The sequence below is a fragment of the Planosporangium mesophilum genome, from assembly GCF_016863255.1.
GTDB classification, from domain to species: Bacteria; Actinomycetota; Actinomycetes; order Mycobacteriales; family Micromonosporaceae; genus Planosporangium; species Planosporangium mesophilum.
Map to the genome: position 1 here is coordinate 134,957 of NZ_BOON01000032.1, position 20,100 is coordinate 155,056.

Sequence of the window (20,100 nt, forward strand, 5' to 3'; positions counted from 1 at the left end):
GGCTTACCTGCTCAGCAGGTGGTCCCGGACGGCGGCGCCGTACGGCGTCGCCGTGCCGTCGTAGTTGGTGATCAGCGCCGGCCCACTGCGGCAGTCCCAGGTGTTCCAGGTCCAGGCCAGGTAGCCGGCCGTGTGCGCGTCCAGCCACGGCATAAGGTTCGACACGTAGGCGCCCGTACAGTCGTGCTCGCCGATCTCGGTGGCGACCACCGGTACCTGCGCGGCCACCGGCGCGATCTGGCGGTCCCAGCACTCGGCCTGGTTGCACGAGTTGCGGTCGTACGAGTGCCAGGACGCCCCGAGGTTGCCGGTCGGGTCCGTGGGCCGGTGCGCCAGCCACCCGGTCAGGTCGCCGGCCCAGCTGTTGCCGCCGGCGAGGACCACGTTGGACGAGCCGGTGCGGCGGACCGCGTCGACCAGGTCCTGCATCCCGGCGGCCCGGTAGCTCAGCCCCGGGCAGGCCGAGTTGCCGTGCAGCCAGCACTGCCAGGACTGCTGGCGCGACATGATGCCGAGGTCGGCCGGGTACGGCTCGTTGAAGAGGTCGAAGATCGGCGTGGCGTCCGCGCGGAACGTGTCGGCCACCGACGCCCAGAAGGCGGGCGAGTGCTCCGCGTCGGGCACCGGCTTCTGGCAGGTGGCCCTGGTGTCGGTGCACTGGCTCTCCCGGCCGGTCCATGTGCCGGCGGTCCAGTGCAGGTCCAGGATCGGCACGATGCCCCGCGCCTCCAGCGTGGTGACCAGGGACGTGACCGCCTGCCGGTAGCTCGCGCCGGAGTACGGCGCCGGCGACTGGTTGGTCGCGAGCCAGCAGTCCGCGTTGAGCGGGATGCGGACGGCCCGTACGTGCCAGGTGGCGATGCTGGCGATGGCGCCGTCGTCGACCGGGCCGTCCCAGAAGCCGCCGCCGTGTACGCACATGAACTCGCCGCCGGAGCGATTCACGCCGACGAGCGGGACCGGGTTCCCGTCCGCGTCGACGAGCCTGTTGCCGGCGACGCGCAACGTCGGCGCCGTAGCCGGTCCCGGCCTCGACGCCGCCTCCGTCTGCCGGTCGGCGCTGCTGGTGCAGCCGACGCCGTTCAGGGTGAACCCGGTGGGCACCGCGCCCGGATCCCCGGTGGCGTTGAAGCCGGCGGTCACCGACGCGCCCTCACCCAGCGGGGCGTGGCCGGTGGCGGTGACGCGCGTGCCGGCCTGCGACCAGGTGGCGTTCCAACCCTGGGAGACCCGCTGGTCGGCGGCGGGGAAGTCGTACGCCACGGCCCAGCTCTTCAGCCCGGTACCGGTGTTGGTGACGGTGACGTCGGCGGTGAAGCCGGTGGGCTGGGGGCGGACGACGTACCTGATCTGGCAGTCACCCGGGCTGGGAGACGACGCCGGGTTCCCGGCCGACCTGGCGGTGCACCCCGCCGGCGCGGCTGTGACCATGACGACCGCGACCAGCATGACGCCCCGTACGGCTCCGCGTTGTCGCACCCGAGGTCCTTCCGTGTCCGCGAAGCCGTTGCTGCGCTGGGTGTCGGTGAAAGCTGCGTGTCGGTGAAAGTGCGTGCCTGCGGTTCGCTGTACCCGCGGGCGCGCTGTGCCCGAGGTTACCTGCGCCCGGCACAGCGCCCCCCGCTAGGCGTCCTATGTCACCCGCTGACCCGCCAACCGAGTGCCCGCGCGGTTGCGGCGAGTTTCTTCCAGTCCTCGTAGTCGACGTACTGTCCGGCCGGGCAGGGCAGGCCGACGGCGGCGGGCACGCTCCAGCGTGGCGCGGTGAGGTCCGGTGCCTTGCTGAAGTCGAGCGCCTCGGCCAGGTTGCGGGCGGCGGCGTCGCGCGCGGTCAGCGCGGGCAGGCGCCACCGCCACTCGATCATCTTGAGGACCGAGGTGTGGTCGTACACGTTGTGCGTCCAGGAACGACACCGCCGGCAGCGTCCCGGCCTGCGCGTCGGCGAGGAACTGCGGGTACGTGCGCGCGATCGACAGGTACTTCGTGCCGTACAGGGCCAGGAACGGCACGTCGTAGTAGTAGTACGCGCGGGACACACCCGCGTCGGCGAGCCGGTCCCAGATCGTCGGCATGGTGGCCTGGTCCGTCGAGTTGTGGATCCGGTCGGTCTGCGCCGAGTGCTGGTAGAACCGGTTCGGGTAGGTCTCAGCCATGGTGGCGGAGAAGTACCGGTCGAACGCCGTCCAGTACCGCGCGGCCTTGCCGTAGAACGCGAGGTCCGCGTCGGTGTAGTAGCCGATCGCGAACTCGTCGTTCTGTCCGGAACGCAGCCAGCCGTCGCAGCGCCCGCCGTTGTACTGCACCCGACCACCCTCGTACGAGTGGTCCGGGTCGGGGTGGTCGCAGCCCTGGTAGTCGGTGAGGTGGTGGGTCGCGTGGCGTACGTCGGCCCGGTCAAGATAGGACAGTCCGCCCTGCCTGCCGTCGGCGCCGGGCAGCCAGCCCAGGTAGTGGTCGAACGACCGGTTCTCCATCATGACGACCACGATGTGGTCGATGCCGGAGGCGGCTGGCGTGGGCAGCGCCGCAGTGGCCGACTCGGCCCGGGGCGGCGGCAGCGCCGCGGTACCGGCGAGGCCGGCGGCGGCGCCGATGAGGGTACGGCGGGTGAGCTTGCTCAACGGGCACTCCAGACGTCGGAACCGAAGCCGCTGACGGTGCTCGCGTAGCCCAGCGGTGCCAGGCCGAACGCGTTCTCGATGGTGCGCAGCAGCCCGTAGTGGTTGTACGGCGTGTTGTTCCACGATCCCGGCGTCACGAAGGGGGAGACCACGACGGCGCCGATCCGCCCGCCGCCCATGCCGTAGCCGCCGGGCGCCGGGGTGTTCGGTCCCGGTCCCTCGCCGCAGCAGGCGGCCGCCGAGTCCGGGGACTGGTTGTCCGCCTCGTCGAACGTCACGATCAGCAGTCCGTCCTGTTTGAACGCCGGTGAGTTCAGGATGCGTGGTACCCAGGTGCCCAGCCAGGCATCGGCCGACACCAATCCGCCCGGCTCGCCGTTCGCGCAGGGCGCGTCGTGGCCGTCGTCGCAGAGGTTCGGCGTGAGGTACGACAGGTTCGGCGTCGTGGCGATCGATGCCAGGTCGGTCGTCAGCCGGTCCAGCGGCACGTCGTTGGCGGCACAGGCCGGGGAGTCGATGATCGAGTGGAAGTACACGAACGGGTTGTGGCGCGTCGCGTACTGGTCGTTCGGCTTCGCCTTCTGGGTGTCGTCCGGGGCGCCGACCGCCGGGTGCCGGCACGGCGTACCCATGTCCTCCATGTACCCCTTCCAGGTCAAACCCTTGGCCTGGAGCTGGTCGGCCACGGTCTTGACCGAGGACGGGTAGACGCAGCCGGTGCCGACGGCCTGATCGGGCGCGACCGTGCCGGCGGCGACGAAGTCGGAGTAGACCTGGCAGTCGCCCTGGGTCTGCGGGTTCGGCCCCTGTCCGCTGACCTGGGCGAGATAGTTGGGCAGGCTGTTGTGCGCGGTCCCGTGGTACTGCGTCATCAGCTGGCCCCGGGCGCGCAGGTCGCGGCTGAGGTACGCGGCGGGTGACGCGACATCGGCGGTACCTCCTGGCGGGAACAACGCCAGCGAGGCTGCCTCGGTCACGTGAACATATGGTGACCGGTACCTATGGAACAGGCGAAAAGGGTTACGCTACGGCGTCGGGACCATCCCCTCGGCGCCCGACAACAGCCAGGAGACCGCGTGGTTCACGACGTGCCCGGGTACCTCGTGGCCGCCGTCGAACTCGTCGTACACGACCGGGTACGCCATGGCCTCCAACCGCGGGACGAGCCGCCGGCTGCACGCGTCGACGGGCAGGACCGTGTCGGCGACGCCGTGCGAGATGAACACCCGCGGCTGCCCGTGCAGGACCAGTGGGGCGGCGAACCCGGGGGAGAACGCGAGTACGGCGCTGAACAGGTCACCGTTGGTGAGCCCCAGCGAGAGCGCGTACGACGCCCCGTCGGAGAAGCCGCCCACGACGACGTCCTGGACCGGGTACGCGTCGAAGGTCTCCTCGAGCATCCGGTCGATCCGGCGCACGTCCTTGCCGAAGCCGTCGACGATGACGTCCCAGGTGGCCAGCGTGGACTTGGGCGCCAGGAGCAGGAACCGGTGCTCGTCGGCGACGGGCAGCAGCAGGTCCAGGCCGTGTCGCGGCGAGCCGCCGGCCCCGTGCAGGAGCAGCGCCAGACGGTACCCGGCACCGTCGCACGGCGCGGGCACATATGCGAGACCCAGCAGGTCGCCGGCCGGGCCCTCGAACGACAGCAGGCCGGTCCTGGCGGAGGCGGACACCGGCCGGGCGGGGCGGGCGGTGAGGCGTCCGTGCTGGGCGTTCTCCTCGATCTGCGGGTGGGGTGGCGCCGGTTCGGTGATGGAGGACATGCGCCCCCACCTACCCATGATCGCGCCAACTCTTCCGGGTTCCCCGCCGGAAACTCTCCGCGACGATCGGTACGCTGGGCCGCTGTGACGGCGACTGACTTCCTGGACGGTTACGTTCCGCGCACCGCCACCGAGGCCGCCGACCTCGAACGGGTCCACGCGCTGCTGGCGGCCGGTGACCCCTGGTCGCGCTCGATCTCTCTGCACGTCACCGCGTCGGCGCTGATCGTCCACCCGCCCACCCGACGGGTGCTGCTGCGCTGGCACGCCCGGCAGCAAACGTGGCTCCAGACCGGTGGGCACGCCGATCCGGGGGAGACCGACCCGCTCGCCATCGCGCTGCGTGAGGGGCGCGAGGAGACCGGGCTCGACGACCTCGTGCCCTGGCCCGACGGCGCCGTCGTGCACGTCGTCGTCGTACCGGTCTCCGCCGGCGGCGGTGAGCCGGCGCACGAGCACGCGGACGTGCGGTTCGTACTGGCCACGGACCGCCCCGAGGCGGTCCGTCCGGAGAACCCGGCGGCGGAGCTGCGGTGGCTGTCCGTACCCGAGGCGCAGGCCCTGACCACCTCGGCGAGCCTGCGGGAGGCCCTGGCCCGGGTGGGCCGGATGTTCGGTGATGCTTAGCGCCTCCGGCGAGGTGATGCTTGGCGCCTCCGGCGAGGTGATGCTTGGCGCCTCCGGCATTTCGTACCTGGCGGATCGTCCGTGGATTACGGCGAAGAGCCGGGACGCCGTGGACAAGATCACCGGTTCGGTATGGTCCGGCCGCGACGCGACAACCGGCTAATTCTTAGCAGTTGATCAGCCATCATCGACAAACTAATTGTCGCTGCGGGCATATTCCATCCGGTCGACAAGTATTAGGCTGCTCGGGTCAATTCCCGCGAGGGAGGTTGAGAATGTCCGAGACATATCCGCCCGCGCCGGGCTCCGGATGGACACCTCCAGCGGCAGGCCGACCGGGTCACGGTCGGCCCGGCGGCTACCCCGGTTACGGTGGTCAGCCCGGTTATGGCCCCCCGCCCGGTTACGGTGGTCAGCCCGCTTATCGCCCCCCGCCCGGTTACCGTGGGCAGCCCGACGCGCACCCGGGTCACGGTGCCCGCCGCGGGCATCCGGGGCGGCCGCCCCACCCGTCGGGCTCCGGGCCGGCGCCGCCGCCACCGACCGGGAAGAAGCGCACCGTCGGAAAGGTCGTACTGGGCGTTCTCGGTGCTCTGGTGCTGGTCTGCGCGATCGGCGGCCTGGCCCTGGTGCAGCCGATCATCAAGGAGTACCCCTCGACCCTCGACAACCCCGACCAGGTCGCCGGCCTGTCGAAGCTCGAGGACCCGCAGTTGCGGCGGCTCATCGACCAGCTGAGCGCGCAGCTCAGGTCGAGCGTCGGCACGACCGACACCGTCGCCGCGGTGTACGCCCCGACCGGCGACCCGACACGGATGGTGATGCTGTTCGCCGGTACGAAGCTCGTGCTCGACCCCGGCAAGGTGCTCGACTCCGCGTTCCAGGGGTTCGCCAAGGGTGCCGGACCCTCACTGTCCGATGTGCACGACGTACCGCCCGGCCCGCTCGGCGGTCTGACCAGGTGCGGTTCCAGCACGCTGGTCGCCGGCGGTACGACCCTGCCGCTCGCCGGGTGTGCCTGGGCCGATCACGGCAGTTTCGGGATGGTGCTCTTCTTCAACCGCCCGGCCGCCGAGAGCGAGAAGTTGTTCGGCCAGGTCCGTGCCGCGGTGCTGCGCCGCGGATGATCCGCTCCTCCGCGCCGGGGCAGAACGGCCATGACCCCCGCTTGGATTGCCGTAAACCACGTACAACGGCACCCTTGCCTACTGCGGAGTAATGAGCTAGCGGCGCGGACGTCATCCCGGGAATCGTGTCGGGGAATTGTCTATTTCGAGCCAGTGCATGCTTATGCGCGGCTATTTTGTTTCGCCATTGGGCTCATGTAATCCGCGTCCTCCGATGGCATGTTTCGAGTCGATGTCAGATATTGGAGAGAGACCAAACAACCGCGGTAATGCGTCGCCCGACTTGGCCAGTCGCTGTTGTTGGGCTGTGCCTCGACGGGGAAGTTCGGGCACACACGGAGACCAGACAGGGGGACGTTTGATCCAAATCCTGCTCGGACGGGAAGGAAGGGTGTGGCGGGAAGCGCTCGCCACCGTGCTGTCTCAGGAAGAAGACCTGGAGGTGGTCGCCGAAGTTGATCAGACCGACGAGGTGTCGGTCGTCGCGGCGCGCAAGCAGCCCGAGGCGGTCGTGCTCGACCATGGGCTACCCGGTTCACTCACCGTGCCGGACCTGTGCGAGAAACTGGGCGCTGCCGTACCGAGGTGCGCGGTTCTGGTCCTGATGGACCGGGGCCAGGGCGCCCTGAGTACCGCCCTGGCCCGGCTGGCCCCGCGGGTCGGCGTCCTCACCGCCGACGCGGCACCCTGGCAGCTCGTCGAGAGCCTGCGCCAGCTCGTTCGCGGCGAGCCCGTACTCGACGCGAAGGTCGCCGTGGCGGCGCTGACCGCGAGAGAGAATCCCCTGACCGACCGGGAGCGCGAGGTGCTACGCCTCGCTGCGGACGGCGCGCCGGCGAAGGAGATCGCGACCGAGCTCTATCTGAGCCCCGGCACCGTCCGCAACTACCTCTCGCGGGTCATCGCGAAGACGGGGGCGCGTACCAGGATCGAGGCGATCCGCATCGCGGAGGAGGCGGGGTGGATCTGACCTGCCGACCGCTGACGGAACCCGGCCCTCGTCGGCCGCGCCCCGCCAGTGGCCGAGCAGTTCCCGGTACAGCGGTGAGTGAGCCATCAGGGCGTCGTGGTCACCGACCGCGGCGCCCACGCCGTCCAGGACCAGGACGCGGCGGGCGCGCAGGGCCGAACTCATCCGGTGTGCGATGACGATCAGGGTTCCGCCGCGCCCGGCGAACGCCTCCTCGGCCCGCCGCTCGGCGGCCGGGTCCAGGTGGCAGGTCGCCTCGTCGAGCACGGCCACCGGTGCCGGCGACAGGTACGCGCGGACCAGCCCGATGAGCTGCCGTTCACCGGCGGACAGCTCGGCCGGCGACAGCTCCGCCCGCCAGCCACCCAACCGGGTCACCAGGAGGTGGGCGCCCACCGCATAGACCGCGAGGTGGACCTCGGCCGGCGTCGCGGTCGGCCGCAGGTACGTGAGGTTGTCCCAGACCGTACCGGCGAAGACGTACGCCTCCTGCGGGATGAGCACCCGGGTGGCGACGAGCCGGTCCGCCGACAGCCGCCGTACCGGTACGCCGCCCAGCAGGACCGTTCCGGCGTCCGGGCGGGCCAGCCCGCACAGCAGGTTGGCCAGGGTCGACTTCCCGATGCCGCTGGGCCCGACCACGGCCAGGTGGTCCCGCTCCGGCACCGTCAGGTCGAGCCGGCGGAGCACCGGCGCGGCGTGCGGCCCGTACGCGAACGTCAGCGACAGCGCACGGAGCTCGTACCCGGTGGCGAGCCACCCCCCGGCGCGCCCGTTCGGTGACCGGCCGTTCGAGGCGAGTCCGGCGTGCCCGGTGGGCACGGTGACGCTGTCGGGCACGGTGACGCTGTCGGGCGCGGAGCCGCTCGCGTCCAGGATGCGGCCCAGGGTGACCACGAACCGCAGCCCGCTGCCGCCCATGCCCTGTACCACCGCGCTCAGCGCCGGTTGGAGTCCACTGAGGACGTAGGTCAGGCCGCCCACGATGGCGCCCGCGGTGAGTCCCCGGCGCAGCAGCCAGGGCCCGGCGGCCAGTACCAGGACCATCGGCAGCCAGCCACCGACGGCGAAGCAGAGGGTACGCACGGCGCCGACGCCGGCCAGCCGCCGCTCGGCGGCCGCGGACTGCCGGATCGGCCCGGTCACCATGCCGGTCGCGTGCTCCTCGCCGCCGCAGGCGACCACGTCCCGGGTACCGGCCAGCACGGTGCCCGCCGCCGTGGCGAGCCGTTCGTCGGAGCGGATGTACGCCCGCTGCGCGGCGGTGGCCAGGCCGAGGCTGGCCACGTACAGCGCGCAGCCCAGCGCGAACGGCGGCAGCACGAGCAGCAGGATGACCGGTGCCAGTGACGACAGCCCGACCACCGCGCCGACGAGCAACATCAGGAAGTTGCGCAGGACCAGGATCATGCCGCCGTACGAGTCGCGGACGATCTCCACCTGGTGGGTCAGCCGGGCGACGGCGCCGTCGTCGGGCTCGCGGGCGACCGCGCGCCGCAGTGCGCCGCCCACCACCCGGCGTACCAGGTCGTCGCGGAACGGCTCCACCAGATCGCCCAGGTGGAGATAGACCCGGCGGGCGCCGACAGCGCTGATCGCGGCGGCGGCCAGCAGCAGGGCCAGCCAGCCCAGGCCGACCAGCGGCCGGCCGGCCAGGAACCCGCGGTCGAGGGCGCGGGCGATGGCCAGCCCCGACACCATGGTCGGGAGCGTCTCCGGTACCGACCAGGCGGCGAGCGACGCGAGCGGCCGTCGCCACAGCGCCGCCACGCCGACTCCGAGTTCGCGCCTCACTGGAACACCGCCCGGTACGCCGGGTCGTCCCACAGCCGCCGGTGCGGACCGACCGCCCGGACCCGACCCTCCACCAGCCACACCACCAGATCGGCGCGGGCCGCCACGGCGGCCCGATGGGTCACCACCAGGCGGGTACGGTCGCCGTGGTGCTCCGACAGCGCCCGGCTGATCTGCATCTCGGTCACCATGTCCAAACTGGACGTCGCGTCGTCGAGTACCAGTAGCCGGCGGGCGGGCCAGGCGCGGGCCAGGCCGAGCCGCTGCGCCTCGCCACCGGACATGGGTGCGTCGACCAGCGTGGTGCGGTACCCGTCGGGCAGCCTGCTGACGAAGTCGTGCGCGCGGGTGGCGGTGGCGACGCCCAGTACCGCGACCGTGTCCACCCCGATCGCGTCGCGGCCGGCGCTGATCGCCTCGCCCACGGTGTCGCCGAGCAGTACCGGCCGTTCGAAGGCGACGCCGACGGCGGCCCGCAACGCGTCGTGGTGCAGCTCCGGCAGCGGTACGCCGTCGAGCGTGACCACGCCGGCGTCCGGGTCCATCAGCCGGGCGATGACCGCCGCGAGGACGGACTTGCCCGCGCCGGTCGGTCCGACCAGCGCGACCTCGGTACCGCCCGGCAGGGTCAGGTGGACGTCGTCCAGGACCCGCGTGTCGCCCAGGCACACCGTGACCCCGCGCAGCTCGACGGTGCCGGGGCCGTCCGGTACGGCGGACCGGCCGTAGTCCATCCCGGGCTCGGCCAGCACCTCCCCGATCCGTCGCACCCCGGCCCTGGCGCGGGCCAGCCGATTCAGCACACCGGTCAGCCCGCCGAGGCCGGCGCCGATCGCCGCGTACTGGCCGGCGGCGAAGAGCTCACCGGCGCTGATCCGCCCGGCCACCAGCGCCAGCCCCCCGGTACCGAGGACGACGACCTGGACGAGCGGCCCGACCAGCGCCGCCTGGCCGCCGGAGCGCGACAGCACCCGCCAGGTCATCGAGCCGTGCTCGTGCAGTTCCGGCAGCGGCGCCAGGATGCGCCGCTCCTCCAGGTCGGTGGTGCCGGCGGCGGCGATGGTACGGGCGCCGGCCAGGGACTCGGTCAGCCGCGTGGCGAGCCGGCCCTGGACCTGCTGATAGCGGCCGATCACGTCGGAGGTGCGCCGGGTGAACGCGGTGAGCACCAGCGCGACCAGCGCCAGTCCGGCCAGGAACGCCACGGCGATCCAGAGGTCGATGAGGGCCAGCAGGACCAGGCTGCCGACCGGTGGTACCAGGGCGGTGCCGACCGTGACGAGGCTCGGGCCGGCCTGTGCGGCGTCGGCGGCGTTTCCGGTGACCCGGCTGACCAGGTCGCCGGTGTCGAACCGGGTGGCGCCCCGGTGCCCGACCGCCAGGATCTTTCGGACCAGGCGTTCGCGCAGCCAGGCGGTGACGTCGGCGACGCAGATCGCGCCGGTGTACACGTCGACGAGGTTCACCGCGACGCTCAGCGCGATCAGCCCGGCGGTCCAGGCCAGCCAGCGTTCGCTGCCGGTACCGGCCACGATCGCGTCCACCGCGTGACCGAGGACCGTGGGGAGCGCCAGCGTGGTGGCGGTGCCGACCAGTGCCGTCACGCCGATCACCGGCAGCCAGCCGCCACCGCGGCGCGCGATGGTACCGAACGCGGCCACCTCGCTCCTTCCTGTCCGTGCTCTTTCCACATGAGTCGCCGGCCCGGTATCGTGAGTGGTCCCGGACGGGGCGAACCGTCCGGGACCACACCGCAGTGCTACTGAGCACTGTTCTGCTACTGAGCCACTGTTTTGCTACTGAGCCACTGTTTTACTGATGCCTTTGCCGGGACGATCAGTGGCAGTGGGCCGTGCTCAGCGAGCTGGCCGAGCAGATCAGCAGGCTGGCGGAGCTGTCGACGCCGCAGCCGGTGCTGCTGGCGCTGCCGCCACCGCCGCCGCCACCCGTCTGGGGGGCGACCGGCTCCATGGCCTGCAGGTCGAGAAGTGCCATTTGGTACCTCCTACAAGGTGTTGGACACCAACCCGCGCCGGGGTGACGCGGGGGACTGTGGCTGCCGCGTGCGCGCCGAGGGCGCCAGCAGCGGCAGGTGGGCGGGTTCGTCGTGGCTGGCCGTGTCGTGACAGGCAGCGGCGACCGCGAGCAGGACGCCCGCGGTGCCGGTCGCCAGGTCCATCGACAGGCGCAGCAGCGCGTCGCCGGGGAAGGCGATGCCGCCTGCGAGCGGAAGCGTGTGCCACGACAGGCGCCGCAGTTGCGCGACGACGTCCGGGTCGTCCAGCGGTCGCTCGGTACGGCCCGCGAGGTAGAGCAGCATCCCGGCGCGGCCGGCGTACACGCCCGGCTGGACGTACATTCTCGACAGCGCCGCGCCGTGGATCGCCCGGCTGGCGTCGGCGAACTGGTCGTCGTCGCGGCGGGCCAGGTACTCGTCGAGTGCGAAGCCGATGCCGACGCTGCCGACGCCGAGGTACGGCATGGTGCGCCAGCCCTCGTTGACCTCCATCACGCCGTTGTCGCGCAACAGGCAGCGGCGCAGGTCCTGGCGCAGCGCCACCGCCGCGCGGTCGAGGAACTGCTCGTCGCCGGTCGCGTCGTACATCCGCAGGAACAGCAGCGCCGGGCCGGACGAGCCGCGGAACAGGCCCGCGTACGGGTGGTCCAGGCCGCTGGTCTCGGCGACGGACTCGACGTCGCCGAGGCGTTCGGCGACGAGCTCGACGGCCCGGTTCAACGCCTGGCGCAGCCCGGGCTCACCGGTCCGTTCGGCGAAGTGGGCGAGGCTGAGGCCGATGCCGGACAGGCCGCCGATGAGGTCCAGGCCGAGCTGCGACCAGTCGTCGTTCAGCGCCAGGTCCAGCGCGTCCAGGGCCTCCTGCCGGTACCCGAGGTGGTCGAGGGTGAAGGCCACTCCGTGCATGCCGTCGTACAGGCCGAGCAGCGTGCCGGGCGGCGGCTGCTTCGCCTGGCGCAGTAGCCACTCCTCGAGCTGCGGGTGGCGTCCGGCGCCGGCGACGTCCAGGGCGTACAGCACGCCGGCGGCGCCGTAGGCCAGGCCCAGGCCGCCGAGGCGGAACTGCTCGATGTCGCCGGGGAACAGCCGGTCGTCGCGCTCGGGGGTGGCGGTGGCGAGGATCGCCTTCGCCATCTGCTCGCGCAGGTACGGCCAGTCGTCGGTGTCCCAGCGCACCAGCTCCTGCGGCCCGGTCGTGGCGCCGAGGGCGGTGATCGTGTCGACGGCCTCGTCGAGGAACCCGTCCGGCACCGGAAAGTGCTCACGGATCACGTCAGCCAGCTGGCGGGCCTTGGGCCGCGACAGCCACACGATCGCCGTCATCGGCAGGAACAGGGCCAGGCGCAGACAGGCGAGGCCGTATCGGTCGACGTCGACGCCGGTGACGGTACGCGGGGCGGCGAAGCCCTGGTTGCCCAGCGGTGGGCGGGTGTTCTCCTCGACCGTCGACGCGACTTCGAAGTCCAGCAGCGCGACCGTGTCGTCGGAGCGGACCACCACGTTGAACATATGAAGGTCGCCGTAGACGACGCCACGCTCGTGCATGGCCAGAATGGCCGTCTCGACCTGGCGGTAGATGTCGAGCGCCCACTCGGTGTGGGCGGCGAAGTCGTCGGGCGTCGCAGCCTGGTCGATCAGCGGGTACCGGCGCACCAGCGCCTTGTTCAGCGGTACGCCGTCGACGTACTCCATGGACAGGAAGCGGTGCTCGCCGACCCAGAAGAGGTCGCCGACCTTCGGGATGCCGGGGATGCCGGCGAGGCGCTGGAGCATCTCGTACTCGCGCTCGACCCGGCTGACCGCGTCCTTGAAGGTACCGTCGAGGCCGGCGTGCGGGCGGCCCTCCTTGAGCACGACCTCGGCGCCGGACCGGGTGTCCTTGCCGCGGTAGATCCCGCCGCCGTTCGAGAAGTGCAGGACGCTCTCGATCGTGTACGGCAGGTCGGCGACGGTGACCGCGTTGCGGGCGGCCAGGTGCGGGACGAGGAAGTCGGGCAGGGTCAGCCACGGCGGCACGTGGAAGACCGGGGTGCGACGGTCGGGTACCAGCTTGCCGGTGTCGTCGGCGATCGCCAGTACGACCTGGCCGGCCTCGTCGACGCAGTGCAGGGGTGCGAACCCGCCGTACCGTACGTGCAGTGGTCCGGTGCCCCAGCGCAGGTCGCTCAGGATGTACGGGCCGGGCTCGCCGTCGAGGACCGCGCCGAGCTCGCGCAGCATCGTCTCGCAGGCGGCGTCGTCGCGCGGGTAGATCGTGACGAGCTTGCCGCTGTACCCGCGCGGGGCGTACTTGGAGCTGCGCAGCCACAGCGCGGCCTCGGAGCGCAGGAATTTGAACTCGATGCCGCGGGGTACGCAGTAGTCCCACACCGCGTCGAGCACCCGCTCGGCGTTGTCCAGGCAGGCCGAGACGTGGATCTTCCAGCCCTGCATGGGCAGGTCGAGCTCCGGCGGCGCGAACACCAGCCAGTCGTCCTGCTCCACACGGCGCCAGCCGCCCGGGAGCGGGCGGTCGGCGGTCGGGAACCAGCCGTCGGCGGTCTTCTGCGCGTGCAGGGTGTCGTAGAACAGCGGGCTGGCCATACAGAACGCCTCGTACCGCTCGTTCATCTGCCCTGCCTCTCCGATCACCGGGCCATTGACAGCAATCATGGTGGCGGTCGGGATCAGGGCATTAACAGTGTGTGACATCACCGCTTCGGAATGAGGAAGCAGGGGGCTGCCTGTGCGTTCGTCACCGCAAACTCACGCGATAAATAGGTTTGAATCGCGTCGCCGCAGCGTGCTCGCGTGGTGTGCGAGGAGTCGGGGCGACGGAATCCGTCACAGCCCAACCGGCGTCTCCCGGCACGCGGTTGACGTGCGATAACACCTGAAGTAGCGGCGTAACGGATATCGCTGCGGTAACGACCGAAGCCGTGGCGAGCCGCCCGGGCGGGGGCCCCTACGGCGCTTGTCCGCATGGCCGCCGCGAGGTCCGCGGCCTGCATGAGGCGCCGCTCGTCTCACCCGACCGACCGTCCGGCGCTCCAGCCGTGCATCGGCGGCGATGAGTGCTCCGTCCGCCCGTTAGCTTCGGCAAGGAGTACGTGCAAAGAGGGCATCACCTCGACGCCGGGCGATGCCCGTGACGAGCGTGAGCGCGCCTGGGAAAGTGGAAGGAAAGAGGTGCGGCCGTGCCGTTGCTGTCAGCGCTCGACCATAAGCACACCATCGCGCCGCCGGGGTACAGCCGCTGGCTGATCCCGCCGGCGGCGTTGTCGGTGCATCTGTGCATCGGCCAGGCCTATGCGACCAGCGTCTACAAGAACTCGCTCCTGGCGCACTTCTCCGCCAGCCAGACGGCGATCGGCGTCATCTTCAGCATCGCCATCGTGATGCTCGGCCTGTCGGCGGCGTTCGGCGGGACCTGGGTCGAAAACAACGGCCCCCGCAAGGCGATGTTCGTCTCCGCGTGCTTCTGGGCCTCGGGCTTCCTGGTCGGCGCGGTCGGCATCGCCACGAAGCAGTTGTGGCTGGTCTATGTCGGGTACGGCTTCCTCGGCGGGATCGGGCTCGGCATCGGCTACATCTCGCCGGTGTCGACGCTGATCAAGTGGTTCCCGGACCGGCCCGGCCTCGCCACCGGCCTGGCCATCATGGGCTTCGGCGGCGGTGCGCTCGTCGCCAGCCCGCTGTCGCGCCAACTGCTGTCGTTCTACGACCCCGCGTACAACCCCGCCGACGCCAAGTCGGTGGCGTCCGGTAGCGCGTTGGTCTGGCTGTTCGTGACGCTGGGCATCGGCTACTTCCTGATCATGATGTTCGGCGTCTTCAACGTCCGGGTCCCAGCGGCCGGCTGGCGCCCCGCCGGCTTCGAACCGGCGGCGGTCGCGGCCAAGCCGCTGGTGACCACGGCCAACGTGTCGGCGTCGAACGCCCTGCGGACCCGTTCCTTCTGGATGCTGTGGATCGTGCTCTTCTGCAACGTCACCGCCGGCATCGGCATCCTGGAGCAGGCGAGCCCGATGATCCAGGACTTCTTCCGCGACGGCCGGGTGTCCAGCGTGACGGTGGCGGCCGCCGGCGGCTTCGTCGGCCTGCTGTCACTGTTCAACATGACCGGGCGGTTCGTGTGGTCGTCCACGTCGGACTTCACCGGGCGCAAGCCCATCTACGTGCTCTACCTCGGTGGCGGCATGGTGCTGTACACGCTGCTGGCCTCGGTCGGCCACCTCGCGACTGCGCTGTTCGTGCTGCTGGCCGGCGTGATCCTGTCGTTCTACGGCGGCGGCTTCGCGACCGTACCGGCGTACCTGCGCGACCTGTTCGGCACCTACCAGGTCGGCGCGATCCACGGGCGGCTGCTGACCGCGTGGTCGGCGGCGGGCGTGGCGGGCCCGCTGATCATCAACGGCTTCCTGGACGCGCAGGGCAAGCCGGGCACACTCACCTGGACCGCGTACCAGCCGGCGCTGTACACCATGGTCGGTGTCCTGGCCGTCGGCTTCGTGGCCAACCTGCTGATCCGGCCCGTGCCGGAACGTTTCCACGAACCCGCCGGGACCGGTGAGCCGGTGGAGCCGGTCGGAGTCGCCGCTGAGGAGGGATCCACGCGATGAGCGAGCAATCGGGTAACCAGACCATCCGGCTCCTGGTGTCCTGGCTACTGGTCACGGTGCTGCTCGGCTACGGCGTGACGCAGACCGCCATCACCGCGGCAAAGCTGTTCTCATGATCACGGAGACCCGGTGCTGTCATGACAGCACCGGGTCTCCGCGATCATGAGAAGTCCCGGCGGGTCGCCGGCATCCCGGCCTCCCCGCCGGGGGCCGGCACGACGCTCAGGATCTGGTGGACGGAGATGCCGCCGTCGGCGAAGCCCAGGGCCGAGCCGGCCAGGTACAGCCGCCAGACGCGGGCCCTGGCCTCGCCGACCAGCGCCACCGCCCGGCGCCAGCCGTCCTCCAGGTTGGACAGCCAGGCGCGCACTGTCCGCTCGTAGTGCTCCCGCAGGGACTCGACGTCACGCACCTCGAACCCGGCCCGCTCCTCGGCGCGGACCGTGTCGGCCACGTCGAGCAACTCTCCGTCGGGGAAGACGTACCGGTAGATGAAGGTACGGCTGCCGAGGCGGGACCCGCCCGGCGAGGAGATGGCGTGGTTGAGCAGCCTGCCCCGCGGGCGCAGGAGGCCATGGAGCGTCTCGAAGTACCGGGCCGCGTTCTCCGCGCCGACGTGCTCGAACATGCCGATCGAGCTGATCGCGTCGAACGTCTCGCCGGCCAGGTCCCGGTAATCCTGGCGGCGGATCTCGACGCTGGCGGCCAGCCCCGCCTCGGCCACCCGCTTGCGCGCCAGCGCCGCCTGCGCCTCGCTGAGGGTCACGCCGACCACGGAGGCGCCGTGGGTGGCGGCCGCGTGCAGGGCCATGCCGCCCCAGCCGCAGCCGACGTCGAGCAGCCTCGAGCCGGGGTGCTGGTGCAGGCCGAGCTTGCGGCAGATCAGCTCGTACTTGGCCGTCTGCGCGTCCTCCAGCGTGGTGGACGCACGCGTGAACCGGGCACACGAGTACGTCAGGCTCGGCCCCAGGAGCAGACGGTAGAACTCGTTGCCCACGTCGTAGTGGTGGCTGATCGCCTGGGCGTCGCGCCGTCGAGAGTGGCGCCAGCCGCGCGGCCGTGCCTCCTCGGGTGGCGGCGCCGGCGGGCGACCCAGGACACCCAGCTGCCGGGCCGCGCGCAGCGCCGACCATGCTCCGGCCCAGCCGAGCCGGCCGTCGCTGCGCGGCGCCTGTTGCAGCGCCCGCAGCACCCCGGGGAGGTCGCCGGTCACGTCGAGGTCGCCGGCCACGTACGCCCGACCGAGCCCGACCTCGTCCGGCGACCACATGATGCGGCGCGCGGCGTCCGGCGACCGTACCCGTACCGTCCCGGGCCCGTCATCCGGACCGCTGCCGTCGCCCGAAATGCCGCCGCCCGAGATGCCGCCGCCCGAGATGCCGCCGCCCGAGATGCCGCCGCCCGAAATGCCGCCGCCCGAGATGCCGCCGCGCCAGACGCTGCCATCCCAGAACTCGAACCGCACCGGCGACCGCTCACCCACAGCCAGGCGCAGCAGGGGATCGAACGCATCAGCGGCCGTGGCGGCCATCGCTGCTCCTCGACTCGGATCAGGTACAGCGCTCAGCACCAATCTACGTCGAGCCCGCCGTCAGCGCCCGGGTTCCCTGCCGCCCAGTGCCTCGAGGATCTGCCGTTCGGCGTCCAGCAGGTAACTGTCAAGTTCGACGCAGGCCTCGTCGACGGCACGAGCGCCGATCAGGGTGGTCATGTGCCGGTTTCGCGCGACGTACGGCTCGTGCAGGGCGCGGGCCGAGTCGATGACCGCGAACGCCAGCCGCAGCTCGGCGAAGAGCTGGTCGAACAGCCGGTCCACCCGGACGCTGTCGCAGGCGCCGACCAGCGACCGGTGGAAGGCGATGTCGGCGGTGCCGACCGACGCCCAGTCGCCGGCGGCGGCCGCCGCCTCGGCCCGGGTCACGATGTCGTCGAGGGTCCGGACGGCCGCCGGCCGGTCGGCCGCGGCGCGCAGCCCGAGCGGCTCGAGCAGTCGACGGGTGCGGTAGATGTCCGCCACGTCGTGGGCCGACACCTCGCGGACGAACACCCCGCGGTGCAGCGCGTGCTCCACCAGGCCCTCGCGGGACAGTGCGCGGAACGCCTCCCGTACCGTGTTGCGCGAGACGCCGAGCGCCGCCGCGACAGCCTCCTCGCGCAGTTGCGCGCCTGGGCGGATGGCGCCCTCGGTGATGTGGCGCCGGATCGCATCGGCCGCCTGCTCCGAGGTGCTTGACCGGGTCGGCAGGGTCGCGAGCCCGGCCAGGGCGTCGGCAGGGGAGTGTGGGGGTACGGCTCTCACCGATGCCTCCCTCCCACGGCCGCCGATGCTGTGCAGCGTACCGGATGAGAGGATCGGGCCCTTGCTGGATTGTTGAACAATCCCTACCCTCGTCAGTAGGTGAGCGCGGTCACAACCCCCATAGCGGAAGGACGGACGCCATGACCGGCATCTCGCACCGCCCCAGTTCGCTGCGGAAGGTCATCGTCGCGAGCCTCGTGGGCACCTCGCTGGAGTGGTACGACTTCTTCCTCTACGGGTCGGCCGCCGCCCTGGTCTTCAACAAGCTCTTCTTCCCGACGTTCGAGCCCCTCGTGGGTACCCTGCTCGCCTTCACCACGTACGCCGTCGGGTTCATCGCGCGCCCCATCGGCGGGGCGATCGCAGGCCACTACGGCGACCGGGTCGGCCGCAAGAACGTCCTCGTCGTGACGCTGGTGCTGATGGGTGTGGCGACGTTCCTGGTCGGCCTGCTCCCCACGTACGGTTCGATCGGGGTGGCCGCCCCGGTCGCGCTCGTCGCGCTGCGCTTCCTGCAGGGGCTCGGACTCGGCGGCGAGTGGGGTGGCGCGGTCCTGATGTCGCTGGAGCACGGCGCCGAAGGTCGCCGTGGGCTCGCCGCCAGTTGGCCGCAGGTCGGGGTGCCGATGGGCAACCTGCTCGCCGCGGCCGTGCTCTGGCTGATGAGCGCCCTGGTACCGGGCGACGCCTTCCTGTCCTGGGGCTGGCGGGTGCCGTTCCTGCTGTCGGGCGCCCTGATCGCCGTCGGCCTGTGGATCCGGCTGCAGATCACCGAGTCGCCGCTGTTCGCCGAGGTCGAGCAGGCCGGGGCGAAGGCCCGGCTGCCGATCGTCGACGTGTTCCGCCAGCACCCGCGCGAGCTGCTGGTGGCCATCGGCGCGCGGATCGGCACCGACGTCGCCTTCTACACGTTCTCGCTGTTCATCCTGGCCTACGTCACCGGCACGCTCGGGCTCCCGCGGACCACGGCGCTGACCGCGGTGCTCGTCGGCTCGGCCTGCCAGCTCGTCCTGATCCCGCTGTTCGGCGCGCTCTCCGACCGGGTCGGCCGGCGGCCGGTCTACCTCGCCGGCGCGGTCGGCGCGGCGGTGTGGGTCTTCGCGTTCTTCGCGCTGCTGGACACGAAGTCGTTCCCGGCGATCGTGCTGGCCGCCGTGGTGGCGCTGGCCTGCCACGCCGCCATGTACGGCCCGCAGGCGGCGTTCGTGGCCGAGCTGTTCAGCACCCGGTTGCGCTACAGCGGGGCCTCGCTGGGGTATCAGATCGCCGGCGTGCTCGGCGGGGCGCTCGCCCCGATCATCTCCGTCGCGCTGGTCGGCCGGTACCACTCGGCGCTGGCCGTCTGCCTGTACGTGGTGGCGGCCCTGCTGATCACCCTGGTGGCACTGCTGGCGGCGCCGGAGACGCGCGGCGTCGACCTGCACGCCGACCCCGACCCACGGGAGGAGGCGGTGACCCCGTGACCGCGCCCGTCATCGACCTCAACAGCGACCTGGGCGAGGGCTTCGGCGCGTGGACGCTCGGCGACGACGACGCCCTGCTCGACATCGTCAGCAGCGCGAACGTGGCCTGCGGCTTCCACGCCGGTGACCCCTCGATCATGCGCCGGGTCTGCGGCCGGGCCGTCGAGCGGTGCGTGGCCATCGGTGCGCAGGTCGGCTACCGCGACCTCGCCGGCTTCGGCCGGCGCGCCATCGCCGTCGACCCGGCCGAGCTCACCGACGAGGTGCTCTACCAGCTCGGTGCCCTCGACGCGCTGGCGGGCGTCGAGGGCGGACGGGTGTCGTACCTCAAGCCGCACGGCGCGCTGTACAACACGATCGTCACCGACGAGGCTCAGGCGGCGGCGGTCGTCGACGCGGTGCGCCGTTACGACGCCGCGATGCCGGTACTCGGCCTGCCCGGCTCGGCGTTCCTGCGGCTCGCCGCCGAGGCCGGCCTCACCACGGTGGCCGAGGCCTTCGCCGACCGGGCGTACACGGTGGACGGTCATCTGGTACCCAGGCGGATCCCCGGGTCGGTGCTGCACGACGCCGACCTCATCGCCGACCGGTGCGTGCGGATGGTGACCACCGGGACCGTGGCCTCGATCGAGGGTACGCCGGTGCCGGTACCGGCCCGGTCGATCTGCGTACACGGCGACACCCCCGGCGCCGTGGCCATCGCCCGGCGGGTCCGGGAGCGCCTGGTCAAGGCGGGCGTCACGGTCCGGCGTTTCACCGGGCCGGACTGAGTCACCGGGCCGACCGAGCCTGCCGGCTGGGTCGTTTCGCCCCGATG

16 protein-coding genes and 1 pseudogene are annotated in these 20,100 nt (G+C 71.6%); 7 read left to right on the plus strand and 10 right to left on the minus strand.

Annotated elements, in window-relative coordinates; genetic code table 11:
* Positions 1–3: 3 nt before the first annotated feature.
* The 4 genes from Pme01_RS17635 to Pme01_RS17650 form a co-directional block, all read right to left on the minus strand.
* A complete protein-coding gene (locus Pme01_RS17635; protein WP_203935697.1) occupies positions 4–1,479 on the minus strand; it encodes a cellulase family glycosylhydrolase in 1,476 nt (491 codons plus the stop codon).
* A gap of 153 nt (positions 1,480–1,632) precedes the next feature.
* A complete protein-coding gene (locus tag Pme01_RS17640) occupies positions 1,633–2,622 on the minus strand; it encodes an alkaline phosphatase family protein (RefSeq protein ID WP_203935698.1) in 990 nt (329 codons plus the stop codon).
* A complete protein-coding gene (locus tag Pme01_RS17645) occupies positions 2,619–3,599 on the minus strand; it encodes an alkaline phosphatase family protein (protein ID WP_203935699.1) in 981 nt (326 codons plus the stop codon). Before Pme01_RS17645 ends, Pme01_RS17640 begins: the two co-directional genes overlap by 4 nt.
* A 48-nt stretch (positions 3,600–3,647) precedes the next feature.
* Positions 3,648–4,385 carry an alpha/beta hydrolase gene (locus tag Pme01_RS17650; protein ID WP_168116112.1) on the minus strand — a complete coding sequence of 246 codons (738 nt, stop codon included), beginning with the start codon at positions 4,383–4,385 and terminating at the stop codon, positions 3,648–3,650.
* A gap of 84 nt (positions 4,386–4,469) precedes the next feature.
* Here Pme01_RS17650 and Pme01_RS17655 point away from each other — a divergent pair, with 84 nt between their 5' ends.
* The 3 genes and pseudogenes from Pme01_RS17655 to Pme01_RS31090 all read left to right on the plus strand — a co-directional run.
* Positions 4,470–5,012, plus strand: a complete 543-nt coding sequence (locus tag Pme01_RS17655; RefSeq protein WP_203935700.1) for an NUDIX hydrolase — start codon at positions 4,470–4,472, stop codon at positions 5,010–5,012.
* A gap of 596 nt (positions 5,013–5,608) precedes the next feature.
* Positions 5,609–6,139 (plus strand): hypothetical protein, encoded by a 531-nt coding sequence (locus tag Pme01_RS17660; protein ID WP_168116114.1) that lies wholly within the window; start codon positions 5,609–5,611, stop codon positions 6,137–6,139.
* Positions 6,140–6,743: 604 nt separating this feature from the next.
* Positions 6,744–7,028: pseudogene (locus tag Pme01_RS31090) on the plus strand (response regulator transcription factor); the annotation flags it as partial.
* On the opposite strand, the gene Pme01_RS17670 reads toward Pme01_RS31090, so the two are convergent.
* From Pme01_RS17670 to lanKC, 4 genes are all read right to left on the minus strand, one after another.
* Positions 6,948–8,903, minus strand: coding sequence for an ATP-binding cassette domain-containing protein (locus tag Pme01_RS17670; protein WP_239088293.1), 1,956 nt, complete (start codon positions 8,901–8,903; stop codon positions 6,948–6,950). The pseudogene Pme01_RS31090 and the gene Pme01_RS17670 sit on opposite strands and share 81 nt — an antisense overlap.
* A complete protein-coding gene (locus Pme01_RS17675; protein ID WP_168116115.1) occupies positions 8,900–10,564 on the minus strand; it encodes an ABC transporter ATP-binding protein in 1,665 nt (554 codons plus the stop codon). Before Pme01_RS17675 ends, Pme01_RS17670 begins: the two co-directional genes overlap by 4 nt.
* Positions 10,565–10,739: 175 nt before the next feature.
* Positions 10,740–10,898 (minus strand): SapB/AmfS family lanthipeptide, encoded by a 159-nt coding sequence (locus Pme01_RS17680; protein WP_168116116.1) that lies wholly within the window; start codon positions 10,896–10,898, stop codon positions 10,740–10,742.
* 10 nt (positions 10,899–10,908) lie between these two features.
* Complete coding sequence (lanKC, locus tag Pme01_RS17685) at positions 10,909–13,530, minus strand: class III lanthionine synthetase LanKC (RefSeq protein WP_168116117.1); 2,622 nt, start codon at positions 13,528–13,530, stop codon at positions 10,909–10,911.
* A gap of 572 nt (positions 13,531–14,102) precedes the next feature.
* Between lanKC and Pme01_RS17690 the strand changes: the two genes are divergently transcribed.
* Both Pme01_RS17690 and Pme01_RS31945 read left to right on the plus strand, forming a co-directional pair.
* Positions 14,103–15,521 (plus strand): OFA family MFS transporter, encoded by a 1,419-nt coding sequence (locus Pme01_RS17690; RefSeq protein WP_168116161.1) that lies wholly within the window; start codon positions 14,103–14,105, stop codon positions 15,519–15,521.
* A complete protein-coding gene (locus Pme01_RS31945) occupies positions 15,518–15,637 on the plus strand; it encodes an MFS transporter small subunit (protein WP_420850514.1) in 120 nt (39 codons plus the stop codon). The genes Pme01_RS17690 and Pme01_RS31945 overlap by 4 nt, the downstream gene beginning before the upstream one ends.
* Positions 15,638–15,681: 44 nt before the next feature.
* Here the strand turns inward: Pme01_RS31945 and Pme01_RS17695 are convergent, their stop codons facing one another.
* Both Pme01_RS17695 and Pme01_RS17700 read right to left on the minus strand, forming a co-directional pair.
* Positions 15,682–17,052, minus strand: a complete 1,371-nt coding sequence (locus tag Pme01_RS17695; RefSeq protein ID WP_203935701.1) for an SAM-dependent methyltransferase — start codon at positions 17,050–17,052, stop codon at positions 15,682–15,684.
* Positions 17,053–17,112: 60 nt separating this feature from the next.
* Positions 17,113–17,820 carry a GntR family transcriptional regulator gene (locus Pme01_RS17700; RefSeq protein ID WP_168116118.1) on the minus strand — a complete coding sequence of 236 codons (708 nt, stop codon included), beginning with the start codon at positions 17,818–17,820 and terminating at the stop codon, positions 17,113–17,115.
* Positions 17,821–17,960: 140 nt separating this feature from the next.
* On the opposite strand from Pme01_RS17700, the gene Pme01_RS17705 reads away from it, so the two are divergent.
* Positions 17,961–19,283: an MFS transporter gene (locus Pme01_RS17705; protein ID WP_168116119.1), complete on the plus strand. Its 1,323-nt coding sequence runs from the start codon at positions 17,961–17,963 to the stop codon at positions 19,281–19,283.
* 11 nt (positions 19,284–19,294) lie between these two features.
* Positions 19,295–20,053 carry a LamB/YcsF family protein gene (locus tag Pme01_RS17710; protein WP_168116163.1) on the plus strand — a complete coding sequence of 253 codons (759 nt, stop codon included), beginning with the start codon at positions 19,295–19,297 and terminating at the stop codon, positions 20,051–20,053.
* Positions 20,054–20,100 lie beyond the last annotated feature (47 nt).